A 20,057-nucleotide genomic window follows, 5' to 3' on the forward strand; every position below is an offset into this window, starting at 1 on the left:
CTAGCTATCGCCTTTATCGCCTGGCTATAACCCCGCCCACTGGACACCATATACAGCTTGCTCGTGTGTAAATCCACCAAATTCCAACTGGCTAATTAACTCACTTTTAGAAAAACTCAACCAACTAAGATATGAATATATTATTCCTCACATTCCTTGATTTTTAACATTACAAAGCTTGTTCCCATAACCACTGCGCACACCATACAGCCAACACCTATTACTGAATATCCTGTGAAATATGTACCATTGATAATATAATTGTATGCATCTCTTCCAACATACGCATTTTTGTTTAACGAATAATAATTTTCTGAATTGTAATATTCATTTTTTACATTATTTGCTCTGCTAAAGAAAAAAATTGCTGCTATTCCAAAAACACAAATACCCGTCAATAATATTTTTTTCATCTTACTCAACATCACATTCTTGTTGAGAATTTCCCCTTGCTCATCTTTCACAAAGCTACTCTGAACTTCTATGATATCAGATTTGTTCAGGGTCTCATTCTTTTCTTCCGTATGATTTTCCATTTGTGCCGTAGTTGATTCAGTATTGTCGCTTTCTACGTTTTCCTCATTTTCTAACTCTTCTTCCGGCATCCATCCGCAGCCTACACATTTCTTGGCTTTATCCGAAATTTCTTTTCCACATTTTGGACAATTAATTAACATTCTTATTCCTCCCTCTTTATAATACTGGTAAACTATCTATAATTGGCTGCACCTCATCACTTAATATGGTTACAGCTTTTAATATCGGTTCTGTATACGACATAATTGCTTCTTCAAGCCTTCCTAATGTTTCTGTCGGGTTTATACTCATATCTCCATATGCATACTTTAATAACTCCTCATAACATTTTCTTTCTTTATCATTTGCTGCTTCAATTTCAGATATTCCGTATCCCTCACATGAATACTTTGACATATCAATACTATCTAATCGCTTTATTCCCGCTTGTAGCATTCCAGCATTAACTTCACCATTTCCCATTGCTGTTTCCGGTACCTTACTTCGAACTGTATAATCCGAAGACTTATAATACTTTATTATTGAAAAATATTCACTATAACTTTCTAGTTTCACAGCTTTATTTAGGTAATCGCAAACTAATTCATTTGTGGTTGAATCATCTATGTCTATACTCTCAAGTATTTTTAAATATACTTCATATAAATACAGTTTTTCTAACGAAACATCATTTATTCTATTTATTTGTGTGTCTTTTATTATGTTTTTTATATATAATACAACCTTATTTTTATTATCTTTCGAAAGACCTTCTTCAATAATGTCTGTTGCAGTTTTGAATTTACAATCCTCTATATTTTTCACTATTTCATTATATATTTCTTTATCTCTTTCTGCCTGCTTCTCTGGAACTATTTTTATCCCCCAATATCCCAAGCCCCCTAAACATAATAGAATGATTGCCAAGCCAACATATTTAAGTCTCTTTTTCTTCTTTATAGGCTCAATGTTTGGCGCATTCTCCATTATGTCAACACCACAATTTGGACATATCTTTGCCTTATCACTAACTTCCTTTCCACATTCTGGACACTTAATTAATGCCATACTACATTTCCTCCCTACAAGAAATAAAACCATGTAATCTTTACACAATTTTACATGATTTTCTTTCATTATACTCTTATTATATGTTATTTTCAACAAATTTTTCTGAATTTGTGTATACATTTTCACCAATATGGAATTCTATATTGATACACTATTAGTGAAAGCAGGTGATACATTTGGTAAATATGGGTGAAAAATTAAAATATCTCCGACAAACAAAAAAACTTACTCAGAAGCAAGTTGCTGATCGTCTCGGTCTTGCTGTAAGTGCCATATCTTCCTATGAATCTGGTTCACGGTATCCAAGCTATGAATCTCTAATTAAACTTGCCTGTATGTTTCACGTATCCACCGATTATCTGCTTGGTATTACCGATAAGCGTATTATTGATGTATCTGACTTAAATACAGAAGAAATCGAACTTCTTTCACAATTAGCAGACAAATTAAGAAGTAAATCCTATTAATAAATAACTATGAGTTCTATCTTGCTCTAAAATCTTATACACAAACACAAAAATAGGGCATACCAAGCATTTCACCCGATATACCCTATTCATTCTATTCTTCCACAAAAATATCTTTCCGCACACTAATCGTATGGGAATCCTTTTTCTTCTTATACTTCAAATTCTCGGTAAATCCATTCTTAAGGTAAAATGTAATTTTAAATTCTACACCTATAGAATTCACTGCTATTCCACTACAATTTCCAGATCATCATAGCTTCCAGGCCGCAATTTTTCTCCAAACTTGTGAAAAACGGGCATCCAGTCCTCAGCTGTCCTGTAAATCACGGTTACCTCCCTGGAAGGTTCAATCTTATTGATATCTTATTGATATCGTATTGAGATACCTTTGTGACCTGTGCCAAATTCAGCTCGTCGTTCCATTCTATTGCATAACCACCTGGACCTACTTTTACAGATTTATACAGGGTCAAATCCTCTTCCCGTGCCTTTAATTGCGGCAATTCCTGATGGAGTTGGCGAATATTATAAGATTTCTCGGTGCCGTCCCAGAATATACATTTATATGAACATAGAAATCAAGAATAGTACCCAAGAATCTCCCTGAGTGCTATAACATAACTTTTAGGTATCGCTATAATGGTAACGGCAGGCCAGTATATACACATTATTTTCATCAATTTTATATATCACTCTATCTTTGTCATTTATCCGCCTGCTCCAATATCCTGCAAGGTTTCCGCTTAATGGCTCTGGTTTTCCTATGCCCTCATTTCCGTTTCTACAGATATCTTCAATCAACTTATTGATTTTCTTAAGTGTTTTCCGATCTTCCGTTTCCCAGTAGACGTAATCTTCCCATCCATTGTCAGTAAATACCTTATTCATCGTCCACCTCAATAAGTTCATGAGCCTTACACTGACCATTTTCTAATTGTGCCTTGGATTCCATTAACCAATCATAATTTACTTTATTTCCCATTACATAAATATTTTCCATAAGATTGTTGTAGCTTTCTTCTGATATCATAACAATATTCTTGTTATTTTTTCTCGTGACAATCATAGTTTCATAATCATCTGTTACCTTATCCATGTAACTTTTCATGTTATCTCTCAAATTTGTGTAATTAACTGCTAACATATAATCAACTCCTTCCGTACGTTTTTCTGTACTTATATTATACTGTACAGTTTTCTGTACGTCAATACTTTTTCAAAAATTAGTGCCCTCTGTCTGGTAAACTAAGGCGCTACTTTTATAAAACCATTTACCGGTGGCTAGGCTTCATCTAACCTTATGCCAGATAACTCTTGTCTTCTCTATTATACATCAGTGTATCTACTAAGTACTTGAGATTAATTTGAAATGCTGGCAGATATAAAAATAGCCTGCACATCTCTGTACAGGCCAAATTCAGTATTGAGTTATGAATCATGGGTTATAGGACAAAACGTGTTGATGGCTAATCCCAGCCATCAAACGTTCTATCCATTTTATGCAAATCACTCCAAACAATTGCATCACCCCAGATAGAGAGACTCTTTTCCAATCGGTTCTTCTCATTCAGCCGCTGTATTAGGCCTGGATGTTGTATATCGTTTCACTTGGCAAAACACATGAAATACGCACCGTTGATGCTTTGCTTTTGGCCATATTTTTTTGAGAGCTTTTGCAAATCCGGTTCCACCATCCGATACAACCATTCTTGGTTCCGCTATACGTTTCATTAACGCAATCCATGCTTCCGCATGTTCATAACGGCATAAATACCATCCCAACACATGCTTTTCATCACAGCAAATCAGAACGCAGGCTTTCCGACTAAGATATATGCCATCAAGAAATAAGACATCTCTGATTCCTTCTACCTTTGGCGGCATAGCCCATATATTCCAAAACTTTGCTGTCTTTCTTCGAAAGGTTCTTCCTTCTCCAGGCATCATTGCTTGAGATTCTTTTCCAAACAACCAATTTAAAAAGAACTGCAATTCCTTAGATTCATTATTTATTTTATGTGTCGACGATGTTTTGCAGCTCTTACAAAGCCAACGTTGCGAACCGGCTTTTGTCTTTCCTGATTTAACACATTTTTTACCACAAATAGGACAATTTACTTGATTCATTTAACCTTCCCTCCATGGTTCTAATTTTAAGGAAGATTAAATGCCTGCAAACCCTTTATTTTCAAGAGCTCACAGTACTTTCTATCAACACGTTTTGTCCTATAAGTCTGAATCATAGCACCGAACGCTACTGATATTTAATTTTTAGAGGATTTTTAAAGAGCAAACGTACAAGAATTTCTCCTTTCTTGTACAAAAAAACCAGTGTTATCAAGTGTTCTTGGAACGTTTGTTCTCGCAAATCGTTCTAACCCTTGATTTCACTGGATTCTCTGGGTGTTATAAAATGCCGGCGGCGGGACTTGAACCCGCACGCGGTTGCCCGCAACAGATTTTGAGTCTGCCTCGTCTGCCATTCCGACACGCCGGCATTCGTTGCCGTTATCAGCAACTCATTTATTATAGCATACCGGTTTTCTGTGCGCAAGCCCTAACTTGACATCTTACGCAATTTTTCCAGCAGCTTTTCAAAATACTCCGGAAGCGGCGCCTGAAATTCCATATATTCCCCTGTCGTCGGGTGGATAAAGCCCAGCACCATGGCGTGAAGTGTCTGCCCCTCCAGCTTAAAGGGGGACTTTCCCCGTCCATAGACCTCGTCGCCCAGAAGCGGATGGCCCAGACTGGCCATATGCACGCGGATCTGGTGGGTCCGGCCCGTCTCCAGCTGGCATTCGATATAAGTATATTTACCAAACCGTTCCAGCACCCGGTAATGGGTGACCGCCCGCTTCCCGCCGCTGCGCACAATAGCCATTTTTTTCCGATCCTGTGGGTGCCGCCCCAGGGGTGCGTCCACCGTTCCTTCGTCCTCCTTCAGGTTGCCGCAGACAATGGCCCGGTACTTCCGGGTAATGCTGTGCTCCGCCAGCTGCTCCGCCAGTCCGTTATGAGCCCTGTCATTCTTACATACCACCAGAACACCGGTGGTATCCTTGTCAATGCGGTGTACGATGCCAGGCCGCAGCACGCCGTTGATACCGGAAAGCCCTTCCCGGCAGTGATACATGAGCCCGTTGACCAGGGTTCCCGTATAGTGCCCCGCCGCCGGATGAACCACCATATCCTTGGGCTTATTGATGAGAATCACATCCGAATCCTCGTAAAGAATATCCAACGGGATATCCTCCGGCAGGATCTCCGGCTCCTCCGGCTCCGGAATCGCAAATACAATCTCTGCGCCGGCCAGGGTTTTCGCGCTGGCCTTTACTGCTTTTCCGTTCATCTTGATTTCGCCGTCCCGGAATAGCTTCTGCAGATAGGAACGGCTGATATCCGGCAGGCTCTCCGCCAGATATTTATCGATTCGAATTCCGGCATGCTCCGGACTTACTTCCAGCCTCATACCTTCTTTTTCAGGCTTAGAAAGCCCAGCTCCTCGTCCTTGTATACAAAAAGAATCAGAATCGCCAGCAGGATGGCTCCCATCGTCACATAGCAGTCTGCCACATTAAAAATCGGGAAATCAATCAGCTTAAAATACAGAAAATCCACCACATAGCTCTGCATCATCCGGTCGATCAGATTGCCTACCGCCCCGGCTCCCAATAGAATCCCTACGATCCGCATGGGAAGATACCGCTTTTCCACCGGCATCCGGTTATAATAAAAAGCCAGAATTGCCAGTACCGCAGCCGTACAAATCAGAAAAACAACTTTCTGTCCCTGCAGGATTCCAAAGGCTGCGCCCCGGTTCTCCAGATAACGCAGTTCGAATACACCGTTCCAGATTACCATGGGTTCCTGCCCCATCAGATGTTTTACCGCCAGAACCTTCGTCCACTGGTCAAGTCCAATCAGCACCAGGGCCAGCGCCGCTCCTATCAGGTTGTATCTTATCTTTTTATTCATGCTCTTACTCTCCCAAAATCCAATGAATTGCTTCCAGAAGTTCTTTCTCTGTCAGCGTCCGATCCACAAAAGCCTCTCCGATATGGCGCAGCAGCACAAACCGGATGCTGCCCCCATCCATCTTCTTGTCGGACTTGGTGGTCTTTAAAACCGCTTCCGCAGCCAGATTATTTGTACGGATCGGCAGGCCAAATTCCCGCAAGCCTTCACAGACATAGACCAGATCCTTCTCGGAAATCAGTCCCCGCTTCCAGGACAGATAGGCGGCTGCCGCTGTTCCAATCGCCACACATTCGCCGTGGGACAGACTGAAATCCTTTAGCTTCTCCACCGCATGGCCCACCGTATGGCCGAAATTCAGAAGAGCCCGCTCTCCCTGCTCGGTGGGATCCTGCTCAACCACCGCACGCTTAATCTTACAGCTTTCTTCGATCATTGGAAGCAGTACTTCCATCTCATGCCCGCAGATGGCCTTCTGATTTTCCAGAAGCCAGCGGAAATATTCCCCGTTTTTGATCAGTCCGTGCTTCAGAATCTCACCCATGCCGGAGGCAAACTGCCGCTCCGGAAGGGTCTTGAGAACTGCCGGGTTGATGTATACCAGACGGGGCATATGAAAAGCCCCGACCATATTCTTGTAGCTGTCAAAATCCACGCCTGTCTTACCGCCGATACTGCTGTCCACCTGGGATAAAAGAGTCGTGGGGATCTGGATAAAGCCAATTCCTCTTAAGTAGGTAGCCGCCGTAAATCCGGTCAAATCCCCGGTCACGCCGCCTCCCAGTGCCACCAGCATATCCTTCCGGTCATAATGCTTTTCAATGAGACAGGTATAGACCTTACGCACCGTATCCAGGGTTTTGTATTCCTCTCCGGACGGAATCGTATAGAGATCCACCCTATCCGTGACCTTTCGCAGCTCCCTTTGTACTTCCTCTCCGTAGAGCTTTCCTGCCTTCTCGTCCGCCACAATACAAAGCTTTCTGCCTGCCACGCCAAGCGTCCTTACCTGTTCCCCCAGTTCGGAAAAATCCGGTCTCAGGATAATATTGTAGCAAAAAGCCCCATCCTTTTGAACCGGAAGTGTATGCGTGTTTTCTTTCATGGAATCTCCTCCTCTGTAGGTCCGCTCCTCTGATGTTATATATACTTCCACAGGGTCACATATTCCCGACCCTTTTTGGACTGCCCGCCGGCTCCCTGAAAACGGAACCGTCCCATACCGCGTACAGAAACCAGATCGCCTTCTTTCGGCTCATAGCCGTTTGATGTGACTAACCTGCCGTTTACAAAGACCTTTCCGCCCTCGATCAGACCGGTCAGACTGCTGCGGGAGGCCTGGAACGCCAGGGATAACAGCTTATCCAGCCGGACGGAGGCTACGGTTCCGCACAGCTCCTGATATCTGGGCTCGTAATGAAACGCTCCGGCTTCCACCCGCTCCACATAGACGGAGGTGTGCCGGATCCGGGTCAGGTTATCCCGGATAAAATCCGCCATCCGTTCCAGGCAGAACAGATACGCCGCTTTTTCCTCCACCAGGATATCTCCCAGGCAGGACCGCTCCAGTCCCAGATTCAAAATCGCGCCCAGATAGTCCCGATGGTTCAGCTCTTCCGCGAATTTTGCGTTCAAAGGCGTAATTTTAAGACAGGCAACGGGATAATCCGCATAAAAGACCGGAGCCTCAGGACGAAATACCGCTATCTGACGCTCCGCCAATTCATAGCCGCCGAAGCTCTCCGTCTCCAGATAGGAGAACTCCCGGCGTACACTCTGAAAGATATTCAGTTCGTTTAAATTCAGAAAATCGGAAAATACAGGAATTCCGCGCTGGTAAGCCGTCCTTGCCAGATCGCGGAAATGCTGCTCCAACTGCTGTTCTTCTTTTGTCATAATTATTTATTGTATACCGATGGAATATCCAGAGAACCGCTCAGGATATCCTGAAGGTCACCGGAGATATCCACATTCTTCGGCGTTACCAGGAAAATATAGCCGGATACCTTCTGTAGATGACCGCCAATGGAATAGCAGCCGCCGGAGGTAAAATCAATGATTCTCTGAGCCACATCCACGTCCAGGCCCTCGAAGTTCAGCACTACCGTACGGTTGCTGAGCAGTGTATCCATAACCTCCAGGGAATCCTCAAAGCTGGTGGGCTTGATAACACAGACCTCCATGCCGTTGCCGGATTTTCTCTGGGTCTGTCGAATCGGAGTCACCTTAGTAGGCTTGGAAGAAGCGCTGTCCGCCGGAAAATCATCCTCTGCGTCCTCGTCCTTTTTTTTCTTAAAAATGCTCTTTTTCGGCTTGTCCTCGTAGTCGTCCTCGTAGTCGTAATCATCCTCGTAATCGTCGTACTCGTCGTCTCCTCCGAGCTTCATGACATCCAGAAATTTATCGATTACACTCATACCGCTGTCTCCATTCTATTAGATTTCGTAAAATTAGATCTTGTAATTTCTTTCTCCGAAAATACCTGTTCCCACGCGTATCATGGTGGCGCCCTCCTCAATGGCTACCTGATAATCTCCGGTCATACCCATGGACAGGACATTCATAGATACATTATCAATATTTTTCTTCCCGATGTCAACAGATAATTGCTTTAATCTGGAAAAATGTACCCGGTTGTCCTCCGGATTCTCCACATAAGGCGCTATGGTCATCAGTCCCCTGATCCGGATAGCCGGAAGCTTCGCGATTTCGCGGACCAGCGCTTCCGTTTCCTCCGGCGTCACGCCAAACTTGCTTTCCTCGCCCGCCACGTTGACCTCGATGAGTACCGGAACCGTCACACCCTTCTTTACGCCTTCCTCGCTGATGGTCTCAGCCAGACGCAGGGAATCCACGGAATGAATCAGATATGCCTTGTCCACGATATATTTTACTTTATTGCGCTGCAGATGGCCAATCAGGTGCCAGCGGATATCCCGGGGCAGCACCTCGTATTTCTCGCAGAGCTCCTGTACCTTATTTTCACCGAAATCCCTGGTTCCTCCCGGAAGCAGCTCTTCTATCATGGACACCGGCTTGGTCTTGCTCACCGCAATCAGCGTCACCTCGTCTCTGGAACGCCCTGCCCGGGCGCAGGCCTCCTGTACATGTTTTTCCACTTCCGCGAAATTTTCCACTACCATACTCATCTTAACTCCTCCTGTTTAGAAACTAGTAAATAACCTGATCCTCCTTGACCGCCAGCGCGTTCAGCACAATCCGGTCGTAGACGGAAAGGCCGTAGCTGGTTCCCTCCTTCACAATACAGTACTCCTCATTTTCGTAGAGAACCTCTATCCGCCGGAAAATCGTATAACCCTTGTTGATATTGTAGACACCTGTAAGCTGGGAGGTCTGCCCCACCTGGAAGGTGTCAGAGGAATCGGTCTTCACCAGCAGATCGCCGCTGTTCAGCTTTTTCTGGGAGGTGCTGAAGCTCTCCTCCTCCGGATCCGCATAAGCATTCTCTTCGTCCTGATAATAAATGGTACAGTTCACAAACTGGGCGCTGACCGTTCCGTCTTCCCCAGTCAGCTGCTTCATAAAGCCGGTGTCATTTTCCACCTTTGTCAGGTAATCCACCGGAATCACATAAAACTCCTTCTGGGTGACGGCGGTCTGCGGAATCTTAAGCCCTGTGGTCTCATCGCGCAGAACCTCGAAGTTCAGATAGCGCTCCCCCGCGTAGCGTACCATGGAATTCACAAAGGACAGCACGCCGTAAGCCTGTCCGTCCCGGTACTCCACCGTTACGGAGGGCCAGACTGCCTCCTTATCCTTGTCAAAACGAATCTGTATGTAGGTTGTCCGCTGGGTCACTGTCCCATCCTCAGCGGTCTTCTGATTGGCCTCTATCTTATCCAGGATATAGCGTTCCATATCCTGATCCAGCGGAAATACCAGCTTCCAGTTTTCATCGGTAACCAGCTTATATACCGGGTCTCCGGAGCTGACCAGCTCCTCCGTCCGCAGATTCTGCCGCTGATACTTCGTCTCGTCGAACCAATCCGCGCTTAAGCCTTCGAGGCTGGCGTCCTCATAGCCGTCTATATAATACTCCACCACTCCGGCTGTTGCCGCGTTATACCGGGTAAACAGGGCGCTGTTTTCCTCCGCCGTACTGTCCAGCCTGTCTATCATATTCTGATTCACCAGATCCAGAATGGTGCTGTCTATGTTCGTCTTAAAATTGTATACGCCATTGAAATCCATATCGGAAAAGCTGCTTGTATAGGTACCGATCTGGGAACGCAGCTCCGTGTAATCTTCTTCAGAAAGACTCACGTCTCCGGCGTTCTCCTTGAGAATATCCGCCATTCTGCCGCTTTCGTCCACCGTATAAACCGTAGACAGCACGGACACCTTTTCATTTTCCGACGCATAATAATTGACATAGCCTGCTTTCTCTGCCGTATAGACCTGCTCAGTCCGCAGCGCAATGCCTGTATAGCGGTAATCTGTCGCCAGATTTCCCTTGATAACCTCATACCCGGATATATGGGTCGAGGTGAAATACAGATAGATACAGACTATCAGATATACGGCAATAAACCCAAAAAAGACAACGCCGATATTAAATGGGCGTCGATATCTGACAATCTTCTTATTCTTTTTTCCGGCTCCTGCCACCCGTCAAATTCCTCCATATTTAACGAGAGGACGCCCTGAAATCAGGGCATCCTCTTATGTACTGTGCAGAATCACTCAATCTTAACAGGAAATGATAACCTGTTCTTTCGCAAATTCAGGAAGCTCGTTCTCCTCTACGGAAATGCTCAGGCAGAAGTTTACCTTAAACTGCTCGCTGATAGCATTCAGCTGGGTCAGAGCGTCTGTCAAATCCTCGCCTTCCAGATGGGCAATCTTCAAAAAGCTGTCCAGATACATCTGCTCCAGGTCGTAATCCTGAGAAATAATACCGCAGATAAATCCGATAAATTCATCACAGTTCTTAAGCGGATAATCAGCTACATTGATAAGACGAACCTTGTTGTCAAGCTCATGCATATGCTTGGTATTCTTATCCAGGTATACGATATTGCCTGAAGCTGTCTTGATCTGGCTGTTTACTCTGTCCAGTAAATGTTTTGTCTTTCCGTCTCCCTTACTTCCTACAATTAACTGCACCATAGCCGTGTCCTCCTTGGTTTTCCCATTTTTCTTTAAAAAGGCTTTCCGTCCTTTTTTATATAATACCAGTATAGTCGATCTGCCCTAAAAACACAACTATTATTTACTTTTTTTCTAACTAATTATACAACTCTCTCCATTCCATATCTCCACGATCCAGAGCCTTGATCAGAAGCTCCGCCGTAGCCAGATTGGTAGCCAGCGGAATGTTGTACATATCGCAGAGCTTCACCACGTTATTCACGTCCGGCTCATGCTGCTTGGGATTCAAAGGATCCCGCAGAAAAATCACCAGATCCATCTGGTTATGCTCGATCTGGGCCGCAATCTGCTGCTCTCCTCCCAGATGGCCCGCCAGATAACGGTGTACGTTCAGATTGGTCACCTCGACAATCAGCCTGCCTGTGGTACCGGTAGCGTAAAGCTCATGCTTACAGAGAATTCCCCTGTAGGCAATGCAGAAATTCTGCATCAGTTTTTTCTTTGCATCGTGTGCGATTAATCCAATATTCATAGGAGTACCCCCAAGTTAGTATTTTTTCGGCTGTAAGCCGACATTCAACACAAAGCCGATCGCCATGAAAAGCGTCAGAAGAGACGTCAGTCCATAGCTCACAAAGGGCAGCGGAATTCCCGTATTGGGAAATATTCCTGTCGCAACGCAGATGTTGATAAAGCTCTGAAATCCGATGTAGCCTGCTACGCCGCAGCAGATCAGTGTGCCCGAAAATTCCCTTGATCTTTTACCAATCCAGATACATTCTATCACAATTAACGCCAATAGTAAAATAATTGTTGCGCAACCGATAAAACCAAGCTCCTCTCCCGCCACCGCAAAGATGAAATCTGTCTGGGGCTCGGCGATAAAGCTGCCGTTCTTTACCGAGGAAACCAGGTTATTGTTCAGACCCTTTCCCACCAGCTGTCCGGATCCTATGGCCATAATGGAATTCTGCTGCTGGTACGCATTGTCCGCGTACTTGGTCGGATTCAGCCAAGCCATAATACGCAGCCAGGCGTAATGATCCAGGATCTTCTGATTCGGCTGCATAATCAGGCTGATGAAAATCACCACCGCGGGAATCCCCACTGCCAGCGCCCCGCCGATAAGCTTATAGCTTAAGCCCGAGACAAAAAGCAGGATACCAAAGGTCATACAGATAGAGATGGTGGTGGACAAATCCGGCTGGCTCTTAATCAACGCTGCCGGAACTGCGAAAAATGCCGCCATCATTCCCAGAATCTTCCAGGTATTCAGGCTATCCCGGTACTTCTCCAGCATTTTCGCGAAAAACAAAATCAGAAGCAGCTTGGACAGCTCCGAGGGCTGAAAGCGGAAGCCTCCGATCTTCAGCCACCGGACCGCTCCGTTGGCGTCGTCACCCAAAGGCGTCTTCACCAGAAGCAGCAGGAGCACATTAAACCCATAAAGCAGCCAGTAAAACTTCAAAACCCAGTTGTAATCAATCAATGAGACTACGATCATGGCTATGGTTCCCAGAAAAAGTCCTACTATCTGCTGATTCTGAACGGACTTTTCCGCGCTGCCAATAACCAGGATTCCTAAAATAGTAATCGCATATACATAACACACAAGTCTGAATCTGTAATCCCTCAATCGATACTGTTTTAACATATAACTCCTTTGTCGTTATCTCTGCTGATCCTTGTGTTTCAGATCCTTAATCGGGATATTGGCACACAGGGCCGGCACGCGGCCGTTCTGGCCTTCGGACTCGGTCTGTGTAATCTGGATATCCAGATTTTCGCAGTCAATCTCCATGTATTTTGAGATAACCTTGATAATATCATTTTTGATCAGTTCCATCACTTCAGGGGAACAGTTTGCCCGGTCAGAGATCAGCAGGAGCTTCAGTCTGTCCTTCGCCACATCCCCCGAACTCTTTTTCCGGAAAAAATCCATCAATGCCATTTTCCTTCTCCCCCTTTACTTATTTGAACAGCTTGGACAGCTTCGCGAAAAATCCGTTGTTCACATCCAGATTCAAAAGCGGCACATCCTCGCCCATGATACGCTTACAGATGTTCATATAAGCGGTTCCTGCCAGAGAGGAATCGCCGGCCAGCGGCTCGCCCTGGTTGGTGGCTACTACGATGCTCTCGTCATCCGGTACGGCTCCGATAAGGTCGATCGCCAGAATGTCGATGACGTCATCGATGGACATCATGTCGCCCCGCTTCACCATATCCATACGCAGACGGTTTACAATCAGATGAATCTTGTGGATATCGTTGGCCTCCAGAAGTCCGATGATACGGTCTGCGTCGCGGATAGCGGAAACCTCCGGCGTCGTAACGATAAGCGCCCGGTCTGCAGCCGCGATGGCGTTCTTGAAGCCCTGCTCGATACCTGCGGGGCAATCCAGCAGTATGTAATCAAATTCCGGACGGAGCTCCTCAATCAGCTTCTTCATCTGCTCCGGATTTACAGAGGTTTTATCTCTGGTCTGCGCGGAAGGAAGCAAGCAGAGGTTGGAATACCGCTTGTCCTTGATCAGCGCCTGTTTCATCCGGCAGTTACCCTCTACCACGTCTACCAGATTGTATACAATCCGGTTCTCCAGTCCCATAACCACATCCAGGTTACGCAGTCCGATATCGGTATCGATCATTACTACACTTTTGCCCAGCTTCGCAAGTCCGGTTCCAATATTCGCGGTGGAGGTGGTTTTTCCTACGCCGCCCTTACCGGATGTAATTACAATTACTTCACTCATACCTTTTTCCTCCAAAGATTTTATAATTTAATATCATTTAATACATCTTTCGTAATGGGTTCTATATAAATATTCCCATTTTCCACAAAGGCTATCTTCGGCGTATCCTCCGCCTTCTTTTTCCGCCTTGCCGCTCCGTCTGAGCTGCGGGCAATCACGTCTCCGATACGAATCTGCATGGGATCCATGGACAGGGCCGCCACAAAGGCCGCTTCATTTCCTGCCGCTCCCACAAAGACATTTCCCTTCAGGGCTCCCAGGACGATGACATTTCCCTTGGATACCACCCGGGCTCCCGGGTTCACATCACCCAGAATGATAATGCTGGTCTCAGACTCCAGCACCTGGCCGGAACGTAAGGTTCCTTTATAGAAGCGCCCATCCTGCAGATTGGAGAGCTCCGGCTCCTCCCGGGATCCGGATGCGTCACCTGCCCGCTCCACTGCCTGCTTCATGTTCTGCTCGGTGATCTGATTTTCATCTACCAGGCACATAACCTGAATCTGGCAGCTCTGACTGATCACCTCCACAAGCTCCTGCTCCTCCTGAGCACTGAGCTCTCTTCCCTGAAAGCACAGGGCCATCTGGGCATTTCCAAAAAATTTGGCAGAAGCGCTGAATTTTTCAGCCACTTCCTTCTTTATAGTCTCCCAGTCGGGTTGTCCGTCCAGAATGACAATCAGCCCGTACCGGTTACTTTTGATGATAACTGACTGGTTCGACATCACTTTCACTCCTAATCACCGATAGTCTGTCCGCTGGAGCCGCTGGCGGTTCCGCTTAAGATCTCCTCCTCATCCGTAAGGTTAAAGTAATACTTAAACACATCGGAAGCTACCTCCGCACAGTTTGCAGAGGTATATCCGTTCGCAATACGAACGGCAATCGCGATCTCCGGCTGCTCATAAGGCGCAAAGCCCACGAACAACGCATGGTTCGGATGGCTCTTGCTCTGCTGGGCCGTACCTGTCTTTCCGGCCACATTCAGTCCCAGATCGCTTAAAGACTTCAGGGCGCTGGTGTTCTCTGCCACCAGACGCATACCCTGCTGCACCGCGTTCCAGCTGCTGTCCGAAATCTTTACCTGATTGTGCAGCACCGGATCGTAATCCTGAATCAGCGTTCCGTCCGTCTCTGTAAGCTTATCCAGAAGCGTCAGGTCATAGCAGCTTCCCCGGTTGGCCAGAGTCGCCACGTAGCGGGCGATATGGGAAAGGGAATAGCTGTTGGTACCCTGTCCGATGGCGGAACGCACCGCGTCCTTATCGGAAATCTGCGGCTCATACTCGGAAAGCTCCAGGCCGGATTTATCGCCCAGGCCAAACATTCTAGCATATTTTTCCAGAACTGAAAGGCCCTTATCCACATTGTAGCCGCCGGCAGAACGTCCTCCTGCCAGACGGTACCCCACTTCATAGAAAAAGCAGTTACAGGAATCCCGGATCGCCGTCGTTACCGTCTCATTGCCATGATGGCCGCCGTACTGGTTGAAAATCCAGCAGGTCGGCGACGGCGTGATCTCCGTAAACTGTCCGGACGCGTAAATCACGGTAGACGGCGTAATCGCCCCTTCCTCCAGACCCGCGATAGCCGTAATCGGCTTAAAGGTAGAACCGGGAGCCAGGTTTTCCTGGGTCACACGGTTGACGAAGGGGGAGGACAAATCCTTCCGCAGGCTATTGTAATAATCGGAATCCATCACATTGGTCAGCCGGTTGTTATCGTAGCTGGGATAGGTCACACAGGCCAGTGTCTTGCCTGTTTTCGTATCCACGATTACGATACCGCCGCTGCAGGGCTCCAGCGCAAGCTGCGCCGGGGTAATCTCCAGATTCCGGATCTTGTCCAGCATAAAGCTGTAGGCGCTGAGAGCACCGGATTTCAGCTTTGACACCGTATCCTCATCATATTCTAACACATTCTGCTCATATAATAAAAGACAAATTTCCCTTCCGGACACCTGGTCGCTTAGCAGCATGTATTTATAAAGCATCTTACCAAACTCCGCGTCCTCCAGAAGGCTGTCCCGGATATAGTCCAGCACCGACTGGTAGATCTCACTGGAATCCAGGTAAGGATTGTCTCCGGAAATCTTCGTTACATCGATCCAGTTTTTGGAAATTGCGTACTGCAGATATTCCCGCAGACTGATGGTTTCATCTGTGGTCCACGCTATATAGGTAGCGTCCGAGGTATCCACCGCGTCCTTCATCAGCACCTGATGGTCACCCATCAACACATTCGCCACAATATAGCTCATGTAATTTTTCATCTCTTTGGAGAGATTCTGGTATGGCGCGGCCTGCGCGTTGTTCAGCTCCGCAATCAGACTGTCCACGGTGCCTGCAAGCTTGCTCTGGAACCGGCTGTAGATACTCTGCTCCAGCTCTGTGGCGTCCTCCGCGTTAAAATGGGTGGTATCGATAATATAATTGTTGATCAGCGCGTAATATACATCGTAAATCGGGATCATAATCTTGGCCGCGCTGGCATTGGGTCCCGGGTTATACTCCTTGGTGTTCTGAATCTTGGAAATCAGGATACCTGCCAGCTTCTGCTCCAGAATATTGTAGCAGGCCATCTGCAGCTCCTTGTCAATGGTCAGATAGACGTCATTGCCCGGAACCGCGTCTTTCTGCTCCGATACCTCCAGAATCCGTCCCACGCTGTCCACATACATCCGCTCATAGCCCTTGATTCCCTGGAGATCGGTCTCCATATACTGCTCGATACCGGATTTTCCTACGATATCATTGAGTTCGTAATCCGGATTCTTCTCCTGCAGGCTTTCCAGCTCTTCCTGGGAGGCCTTGCCGATATAACCGATAATCGGCGCGAAGTATTCGCTGTCCGGATAGACTCTCCGGCTGCTCTCCTCGATTTCCGCGCCCTGCAGCTCGCTCTGATTCTCCAGAACGGCCGCCACCGTCTCATCTGAAACGTCGCTGGCCACGGTTGTCGCCACGTACCGCTTGTAGTTATTGGCGGAAATACCGAACCGGATAGTCGCTATCTTCAGCTGCTCCTCCGGCGTATAACCGGATGTGCTGATTCCATATTTTTCCTGTTCCTCCTCCGTATAGGAGCTGCGAATATCGTATTTCTTCTCTCCGCACAGATAAGCCATCAGCTCGTCCGCTGTGGCGAGTTCCTGCTTCGGCGTCAGCTCGCTGATCTTATTCTTGCCATATACGTCCGCTTTTAAACGAAGAAGGGAATTTCCTTCCAGGGAATATTCATAATGTCCGTTGCTGTATACAATTCCCAGATCGCTGACGACGCTGTCCCCGTTCTTCTCAATCAGCTGAATCAGCCGGTAGATGGTATCGTTGAGCTTGGGATTCTTGGTTTTGCTGGCATAGGTGCCGTTATCCTGGATGGTTACCGAATAGGACAGCTCGCTGTACGCAAGCAGCTCTCCGTTCCGATCGTAGATGTTTCCCCTGGTACTGGCCACCGACACCTCCCGTTCGGTTTTCAGGGAAAAGGATTCCTGGTAATCGTCGCCCTTTACAATCTGCAGGTAGAAAACACGCTGCAGCAGAATTCCAAACAGCACCACGAACACCACGCCGAGAACGAAGGTCCTGGATTTTATTAAATTGCTTAAGGCTTCTTTGATTTCGTCCAACAATTTTTTTACTCCTCTGTCTTACTGTCCGTCTGTCCCCGCCCCGTCATTATCATTATAAGGTATCACGGGAGAAATTTTCCTGCTTTCTCCCTCTTCTTTTTCCTTCTGCTCCAGCCAGTGATTCAGGGACCGTATCACACGGTAAAAAAGAATCGTGACCACTACGGTATACACCAGCTCCGGAAGAATGATATTGGTAAAATAAAAACCGAAATGGAATTTGCTGCGCATCAGAAACAGGAAGAAATAAACGCTCAGTCCGTAGACCAGCTCCGAAAGCGCGATCCAGATCATCGGAAGCTTGATATCCTCATCGTAGAACATACGGTGAAACAGCCCGCTTCCATAACCCAGGAACAGATACAGAAGGCTGTAAAAGCCAAACAGCTGGCCAAAGAAAATATCCATCAGAAGACCGGAGAAAAAGCCTACGGCCATTCCCTCCTTTTCGCCCCGCATAAAGCCCAGGGACGAGGTCACAATCAGAAGCAGATTCGGAACAATTCCCGCCAGGGCCAGAGCCTGGAACACGGTGCACTGCAGGATAAAGCATACGATAATCAGAAGCGCCTCTATTGCTTTACGTCTCATCCTTTTTCACTCCCGTTCTATTCTTCCACCGTCTGCTTCCGATCAGTGATGACAAGCACCGAATGCAGATGCTCAAAATCCACCGCCGGAGTCAGGGTTCCGGAACGCGTCAGATTGTTGGAATCCAGACTCAGCTCATTGATATAGCCAATCAGAAGTCCCTCATGGTATTTGTCGCTCACATGGGAGGTCACAATGGTATCGCCGATGCTGGCCTTTCCTTCCGTATCCCGCAGCTGGGTCAGCTGAATCAGCCCCGACTCCATCAGCTGCAGATCGCCCTTCACAAAGCAAAGATCCGAGGTAGACAGCACCTGGGCGCTGACCTCGCTCATATCATCGATGATAGAACGGACCTGGGCCCAGTTATCTCCCACCTTGATGATAATACCTGCCAGGCCGCTGCCGGCAATGACATTCATATCCACTGCCAGGCCGTCCCGGCTTCCCTTATCAATGATAAAGGTATTAAACCAGTTGCCGGAATCGCTGGCGATAATATTGGCCGCCACCTTATGAAATTCCTCGTAGGTCTGATCCAGGTTGTAAAGATCTTCCAGTTCCTGAAGGCGGTACTGGTTCTGGGTCAGTCTGCTGTTTTCCAGGGTCAAAGCATCCACCTGCTCCTGCAGAGCCCGCTTTTCCGCCTGGGCGTCCTTCAGATCCTGCAGGTTGTCGCCCTTGTCCCTGGCCCAGCCGCCCACACTGTTGATCCCCCGTTCAAAGGGAACAAAGACATAGCCGGTGATCCGGCCCAGGGTTCTGCCCGCAAAGCCTGTGGCATAGGAAGCATACATCATTCCGATACAAAGAATCGCCAGTGCCGCGAATATGTACCTGGGCGGCACGGAAAAATGATTTTTTTTCTTCATATTTCACCTGATCATTAATTATAATTCTGCTCTTTGGTCACAAAGGTCAGACTACGGAATTCCTTCTCTTTGATTACCCGTTCCAGTCCTCTTGCCACGCACTCCTCCGGCTTGTCAACCAGATTTACCTTGATATTGGTGGCGTCCGCGATCAGCTGATCCAGTCCCTTTAAGTTAGCCACGCCTCCGGTCAGGAAGATACCGTTGCGGATAATATCCACGCCCAGCTCGGGCGGAGTTCTCTCCAGAATCACCTTGATGGCATCCACGACGGACTTCAGATTCTCGGAAATCGCATTAGCCACAAAGTCCGCGGTAATCTCCAGGAGCGCCGGAAGTCCGAGGGCCATATTCCGTCCGCAGATTTCCCTTCTGGAGGTGGTGTCACCCGGCTGATAGCCCAGCTCATTTTTCAGGATCTCCGCTGTCTTATTGCCGATAAAATAACCATATTCCCGGCGGATGGCGTTGGCAATGGCCTCGTCAATTTTATTACCGCCATTCTTGATCAGCTTACTGGTGACGGTGCCGCCCAGGGACAGAATGGAAATCTCAGTAGTATCCGCTCCCACGTCTACAATCATGACGCCCTGGGACTGGGTTACATCAAGGCCGAGACCCAGGCCTGCCGCTACCGGCTTGTCAATCATCTGGATATTCTTGGACTTGAGGCCGGTACCCTGAATCAGTGTGCTGAATACACGATCCTGCACATCCGTCGGCAGGGCTACGACGAATTCCGCGCCCTTTAAGCTGCCCTTGGTGTGGGTCTCCAGGAATGCCTTCAGGAATTCCTGCATATAGGTAATGCTGGCTACGGTTCCGAAAGACATGGGATAAAGCACTTCGATATTGGAGGGCGCCTTCTCATGCATCTCAAAGGCCTCGTCTCCGTATGCAATCATTCCCTTTCTTTCTTCAATGGCCACCATATTCTTTTCGCTGAAAATGGTATCGCTTTCCTTGCTGTAAATTTTGATGCTGCTTGTACCAAAGTCGCATCCAAAACTCTGTGCAGACATGTTTCTTCCTCTCTTTCTTTCCCTGTAACTGATTC

23 protein-coding genes, 1 tRNA gene and 1 pseudogene are annotated in these 20,057 nt (G+C 47.2%); 1 reads left to right on the top strand and 24 read right to left on the bottom strand.

Features of this window, described 5'->3' with window-relative positions; genetic code table 11:
• Positions 1 to 24: 24 nt before the first annotated feature.
• Genes ACTNCH_RS07695 through ACTNCH_RS07705 form a run of 3 tightly spaced genes read right to left on the bottom strand, consistent with a single transcriptional unit; the run spans position 25 to position 1,584 of the window.
• On the bottom strand, positions 25 to 144 hold the full coding sequence (locus ACTNCH_RS07695) for an Ltp family lipoprotein (protein ID WP_441017828.1): 120 nt from the start codon (positions 142 to 144) through the stop codon (positions 25 to 27).
• The gene (locus ACTNCH_RS07700; protein WP_441017578.1) at positions 141 to 677 is read right to left on the bottom strand and encodes a zinc ribbon domain-containing protein; all 537 of its coding nucleotides are present in this window, start codon (positions 675 to 677) and stop codon (positions 141 to 143) included. The genes ACTNCH_RS07695 and ACTNCH_RS07700 overlap by 4 nt, the downstream gene beginning before the upstream one ends.
• A 16-nt stretch (positions 678 to 693) precedes the next feature.
• Positions 694 to 1,584 (bottom strand): zinc ribbon domain-containing protein, encoded by an 891-nt coding sequence (locus ACTNCH_RS07705; RefSeq protein WP_441017580.1) that lies wholly within the window; start codon positions 1,582 to 1,584, stop codon positions 694 to 696.
• A 188-nt stretch (positions 1,585 to 1,772) separates the two neighbouring features.
• Between ACTNCH_RS07705 and ACTNCH_RS07710 the strand changes: the two genes are divergently transcribed.
• Positions 1,773 to 2,054 (top strand): helix-turn-helix domain-containing protein, encoded by a 282-nt coding sequence (locus ACTNCH_RS07710; RefSeq protein ID WP_441017830.1) that lies wholly within the window; start codon positions 1,773 to 1,775, stop codon positions 2,052 to 2,054.
• A 627-nt stretch (positions 2,055 to 2,681) separates the two neighbouring features.
• Here ACTNCH_RS07710 and ACTNCH_RS07715 read toward each other — a convergent pair.
• The 21 genes and pseudogenes from ACTNCH_RS07715 to ACTNCH_RS07815 all read right to left on the bottom strand — a co-directional run bounded on the left by ACTNCH_RS07715 (position 2,682) and on the right by ACTNCH_RS07815 (position 20,022).
• Complete coding sequence (locus tag ACTNCH_RS07715; protein WP_441017582.1) at positions 2,682 to 2,945, bottom strand: Txe/YoeB family addiction module toxin; 264 nt, start codon at positions 2,943 to 2,945, stop codon at positions 2,682 to 2,684.
• Positions 2,938 to 3,201, bottom strand: coding sequence for a type II toxin-antitoxin system Phd/YefM family antitoxin (locus tag ACTNCH_RS07720; RefSeq protein WP_441017584.1), 264 nt, complete (start codon positions 3,199 to 3,201; stop codon positions 2,938 to 2,940). The genes ACTNCH_RS07715 and ACTNCH_RS07720 overlap by 8 nt, the downstream gene beginning before the upstream one ends.
• Positions 3,202 to 3,626: 425 nt before the next feature.
• Positions 3,627 to 4,184 (bottom strand): annotated as a pseudogene (locus tag ACTNCH_RS07725) (transposase-like zinc-binding domain-containing protein); the annotation flags it as partial.
• Between the two features lie 287 nt (positions 4,185 to 4,471).
• Positions 4,472 to 4,554 (bottom strand) — tRNA-Leu (locus ACTNCH_RS07730).
• Positions 4,555 to 4,614: 60 nt separating this feature from the next.
• On the bottom strand, positions 4,615 to 5,529 hold the full coding sequence (locus ACTNCH_RS07735; protein WP_441017586.1) for an RluA family pseudouridine synthase: 915 nt from the start codon (positions 5,527 to 5,529) through the stop codon (positions 4,615 to 4,617).
• On the bottom strand, positions 5,526 to 6,035 hold the full coding sequence (gene lspA, locus ACTNCH_RS07740; protein ID WP_441017588.1) for a signal peptidase II: 510 nt from the start codon (positions 6,033 to 6,035) through the stop codon (positions 5,526 to 5,528). Before lspA ends, ACTNCH_RS07735 begins: the two co-directional genes overlap by 4 nt.
• A 4-nt stretch (positions 6,036 to 6,039) precedes the next feature.
• Positions 6,040 to 7,140, bottom strand: a complete 1,101-nt coding sequence (gene aroB / locus ACTNCH_RS07745) for a 3-dehydroquinate synthase (RefSeq protein WP_441017590.1) — start codon at positions 7,138 to 7,140, stop codon at positions 6,040 to 6,042.
• Between the two features lie 35 nt (positions 7,141 to 7,175).
• Positions 7,176 to 7,931: an RNA-binding protein gene (locus ACTNCH_RS07750; protein ID WP_441017592.1), complete on the bottom strand. Its 756-nt coding sequence runs from the start codon at positions 7,929 to 7,931 to the stop codon at positions 7,176 to 7,178.
• A 2-nt stretch (positions 7,932 to 7,933) separates the two neighbouring features.
• On the bottom strand, positions 7,934 to 8,452 hold the full coding sequence (locus tag ACTNCH_RS07755; RefSeq protein WP_441017594.1) for a cell division protein SepF: 519 nt from the start codon (positions 8,450 to 8,452) through the stop codon (positions 7,934 to 7,936).
• Positions 8,453 to 8,485: 33 nt separating this feature from the next.
• Positions 8,486 to 9,178 (bottom strand): YggS family pyridoxal phosphate-dependent enzyme, encoded by a 693-nt coding sequence (locus ACTNCH_RS07760; protein WP_441017832.1) that lies wholly within the window; start codon positions 9,176 to 9,178, stop codon positions 8,486 to 8,488.
• A 28-nt stretch (positions 9,179 to 9,206) separates the two neighbouring features.
• Entirely contained in the window at positions 9,207 to 10,664 is a 1,458-nt protein-coding gene (locus ACTNCH_RS07765; RefSeq protein WP_441017596.1) for an HlyD family efflux transporter periplasmic adaptor subunit, read from the bottom strand.
• Between the two features lie 81 nt (positions 10,665 to 10,745).
• A complete protein-coding gene (locus ACTNCH_RS07770; protein ID WP_441017598.1) occupies positions 10,746 to 11,165 on the bottom strand; it encodes a twitching motility protein PilT in 420 nt (139 codons plus the stop codon).
• A 118-nt stretch (positions 11,166 to 11,283) separates the two neighbouring features.
• Entirely contained in the window at positions 11,284 to 11,679 is a 396-nt protein-coding gene (mgsA, locus tag ACTNCH_RS07775; RefSeq protein WP_441017600.1) for a methylglyoxal synthase, read from the bottom strand.
• A 15-nt stretch (positions 11,680 to 11,694) separates the two neighbouring features.
• Positions 11,695 to 12,801, bottom strand: coding sequence for an FtsW/RodA/SpoVE family cell cycle protein (locus tag ACTNCH_RS07780; RefSeq protein WP_441017602.1), 1,107 nt, complete (start codon positions 12,799 to 12,801; stop codon positions 11,695 to 11,697).
• A gap of 15 nt (positions 12,802 to 12,816) precedes the next feature.
• A complete protein-coding gene (gene minE / locus ACTNCH_RS07785; RefSeq protein ID WP_441017604.1) occupies positions 12,817 to 13,098 on the bottom strand; it encodes a cell division topological specificity factor MinE in 282 nt (93 codons plus the stop codon).
• 19 nt (positions 13,099 to 13,117) lie between these two features.
• Positions 13,118 to 13,903, bottom strand: a complete 786-nt coding sequence (minD, locus tag ACTNCH_RS07790) for a septum site-determining protein MinD (RefSeq protein WP_441017606.1) — start codon at positions 13,901 to 13,903, stop codon at positions 13,118 to 13,120.
• Positions 13,904 to 13,923: 20 nt separating this feature from the next.
• Positions 13,924 to 14,628 (bottom strand): septum site-determining protein MinC, encoded by a 705-nt coding sequence (gene minC, locus ACTNCH_RS07795; RefSeq protein WP_441017608.1) that lies wholly within the window; start codon positions 14,626 to 14,628, stop codon positions 13,924 to 13,926.
• Between the two features lie 11 nt (positions 14,629 to 14,639).
• Positions 14,640 to 17,534: a penicillin-binding transpeptidase domain-containing protein gene (locus tag ACTNCH_RS07800; RefSeq protein ID WP_441017610.1), complete on the bottom strand. Its 2,895-nt coding sequence runs from the start codon at positions 17,532 to 17,534 to the stop codon at positions 14,640 to 14,642.
• A gap of 21 nt (positions 17,535 to 17,555) precedes the next feature.
• Positions 17,556 to 18,128 carry a rod shape-determining protein MreD gene (gene mreD / locus ACTNCH_RS07805; RefSeq protein ID WP_441017612.1) on the bottom strand — a complete coding sequence of 191 codons (573 nt, stop codon included), beginning with the start codon at positions 18,126 to 18,128 and terminating at the stop codon, positions 17,556 to 17,558.
• A 17-nt stretch (positions 18,129 to 18,145) separates the two neighbouring features.
• The gene (gene mreC, locus ACTNCH_RS07810; RefSeq protein ID WP_441017614.1) at positions 18,146 to 19,000 is read right to left on the bottom strand and encodes a rod shape-determining protein MreC; all 855 of its coding nucleotides are present in this window, start codon (positions 18,998 to 19,000) and stop codon (positions 18,146 to 18,148) included.
• 14 nt (positions 19,001 to 19,014) lie between these two features.
• Positions 19,015 to 20,022, bottom strand: a complete 1,008-nt coding sequence (locus ACTNCH_RS07815; RefSeq protein ID WP_441017616.1) for a rod shape-determining protein — start codon at positions 20,020 to 20,022, stop codon at positions 19,015 to 19,017.
• Between the last annotated feature and the right edge of the window lie 35 nt (positions 20,023 to 20,057).

Source organism: Candidatus Merdisoma sp. HCP28S3_D10 (genome assembly GCF_052065835.1).
In the GTDB taxonomy this organism is placed as follows: domain Bacteria; phylum Bacillota; class Clostridia; order Lachnospirales; family Lachnospiraceae; genus Laedolimicola.

What these genes read in the sequence shown, in the direction of transcription:
- ACTNCH_RS07700 (WP_441017578.1), bottom strand. Translation starts at nt 677, where the DNA reads ATGTTAATTAATTGTCCAAAATGTGGAAAAGAAATTTCGGATAAAGCC.
- ACTNCH_RS07705 (WP_441017580.1), bottom strand. Translation starts at nt 1,584, where the DNA reads ATGGCATTAATTAAGTGTCCAGAATGTGGAAAGGAAGTTAGTGATAAG.
- ACTNCH_RS07710 (WP_441017830.1), top strand. Translation starts at nt 1,773, where the DNA reads ATGGGTGAAAAATTAAAATATCTCCGACAAACAAAAAAACTTACTCAG.
- ACTNCH_RS07715 (WP_441017582.1), bottom strand. Translation starts at nt 2,945, where the DNA reads ATGAATAAGGTATTTACTGACAATGGATGGGAAGATTACGTCTACTGG.
- ACTNCH_RS07720 (WP_441017584.1), bottom strand. Translation starts at nt 3,201, where the DNA reads ATGTTAGCAGTTAATTACACAAATTTGAGAGATAACATGAAAAGTTAC.
- ACTNCH_RS07735 (WP_441017586.1), bottom strand. Translation starts at nt 5,529, where the DNA reads ATGAGGCTGGAAGTAAGTCCGGAGCATGCCGGAATTCGAATCGATAAA.
- lspA (WP_441017588.1), bottom strand. Translation starts at nt 6,035, where the DNA reads ATGAATAAAAAGATAAGATACAACCTGATAGGAGCGGCGCTGGCCCTG.
- aroB (WP_441017590.1), bottom strand. Translation starts at nt 7,140, where the DNA reads ATGAAAGAAAACACGCATACACTTCCGGTTCAAAAGGATGGGGCTTTT.
- ACTNCH_RS07750 (WP_441017592.1), bottom strand. Translation starts at nt 7,931, where the DNA reads ATGACAAAAGAAGAACAGCAGTTGGAGCAGCATTTCCGCGATCTGGCA.
- ACTNCH_RS07755 (WP_441017594.1), bottom strand. Translation starts at nt 8,452, where the DNA reads ATGAGTGTAATCGATAAATTTCTGGATGTCATGAAGCTCGGAGGAGAC.
- ACTNCH_RS07760 (WP_441017832.1), bottom strand. Translation starts at nt 9,178, where the DNA reads ATGGTAGTGGAAAATTTCGCGGAAGTGGAAAAACATGTACAGGAGGCC.
- ACTNCH_RS07770 (WP_441017598.1), bottom strand. Translation starts at nt 11,165, where the DNA reads ATGGTGCAGTTAATTGTAGGAAGTAAGGGAGACGGAAAGACAAAACAT.
- mgsA (WP_441017600.1), bottom strand. Translation starts at nt 11,679, where the DNA reads ATGAATATTGGATTAATCGCACACGATGCAAAGAAAAAACTGATGCAG.
- ACTNCH_RS07780 (WP_441017602.1), bottom strand. Translation starts at nt 12,801, where the DNA reads ATGTTAAAACAGTATCGATTGAGGGATTACAGATTCAGACTTGTGTGT.
- minE (WP_441017604.1), bottom strand. Translation starts at nt 13,098, where the DNA reads ATGGCATTGATGGATTTTTTCCGGAAAAAGAGTTCGGGGGATGTGGCG.
- minD (WP_441017606.1), bottom strand. Translation starts at nt 13,903, where the DNA reads ATGAGTGAAGTAATTGTAATTACATCCGGTAAGGGCGGCGTAGGAAAA.
- minC (WP_441017608.1), bottom strand. Translation starts at nt 14,628, where the DNA reads ATGTCGAACCAGTCAGTTATCATCAAAAGTAACCGGTACGGGCTGATT.
- mreD (WP_441017612.1), bottom strand. Translation starts at nt 18,128, where the DNA reads ATGAGACGTAAAGCAATAGAGGCGCTTCTGATTATCGTATGCTTTATC.
- mreC (WP_441017614.1), bottom strand. Translation starts at nt 19,000, where the DNA reads ATGAAGAAAAAAAATCATTTTTCCGTGCCGCCCAGGTACATATTCGCG.
- ACTNCH_RS07815 (WP_441017616.1), bottom strand. Translation starts at nt 20,022, where the DNA reads ATGTCTGCACAGAGTTTTGGATGCGACTTTGGTACAAGCAGCATCAAA.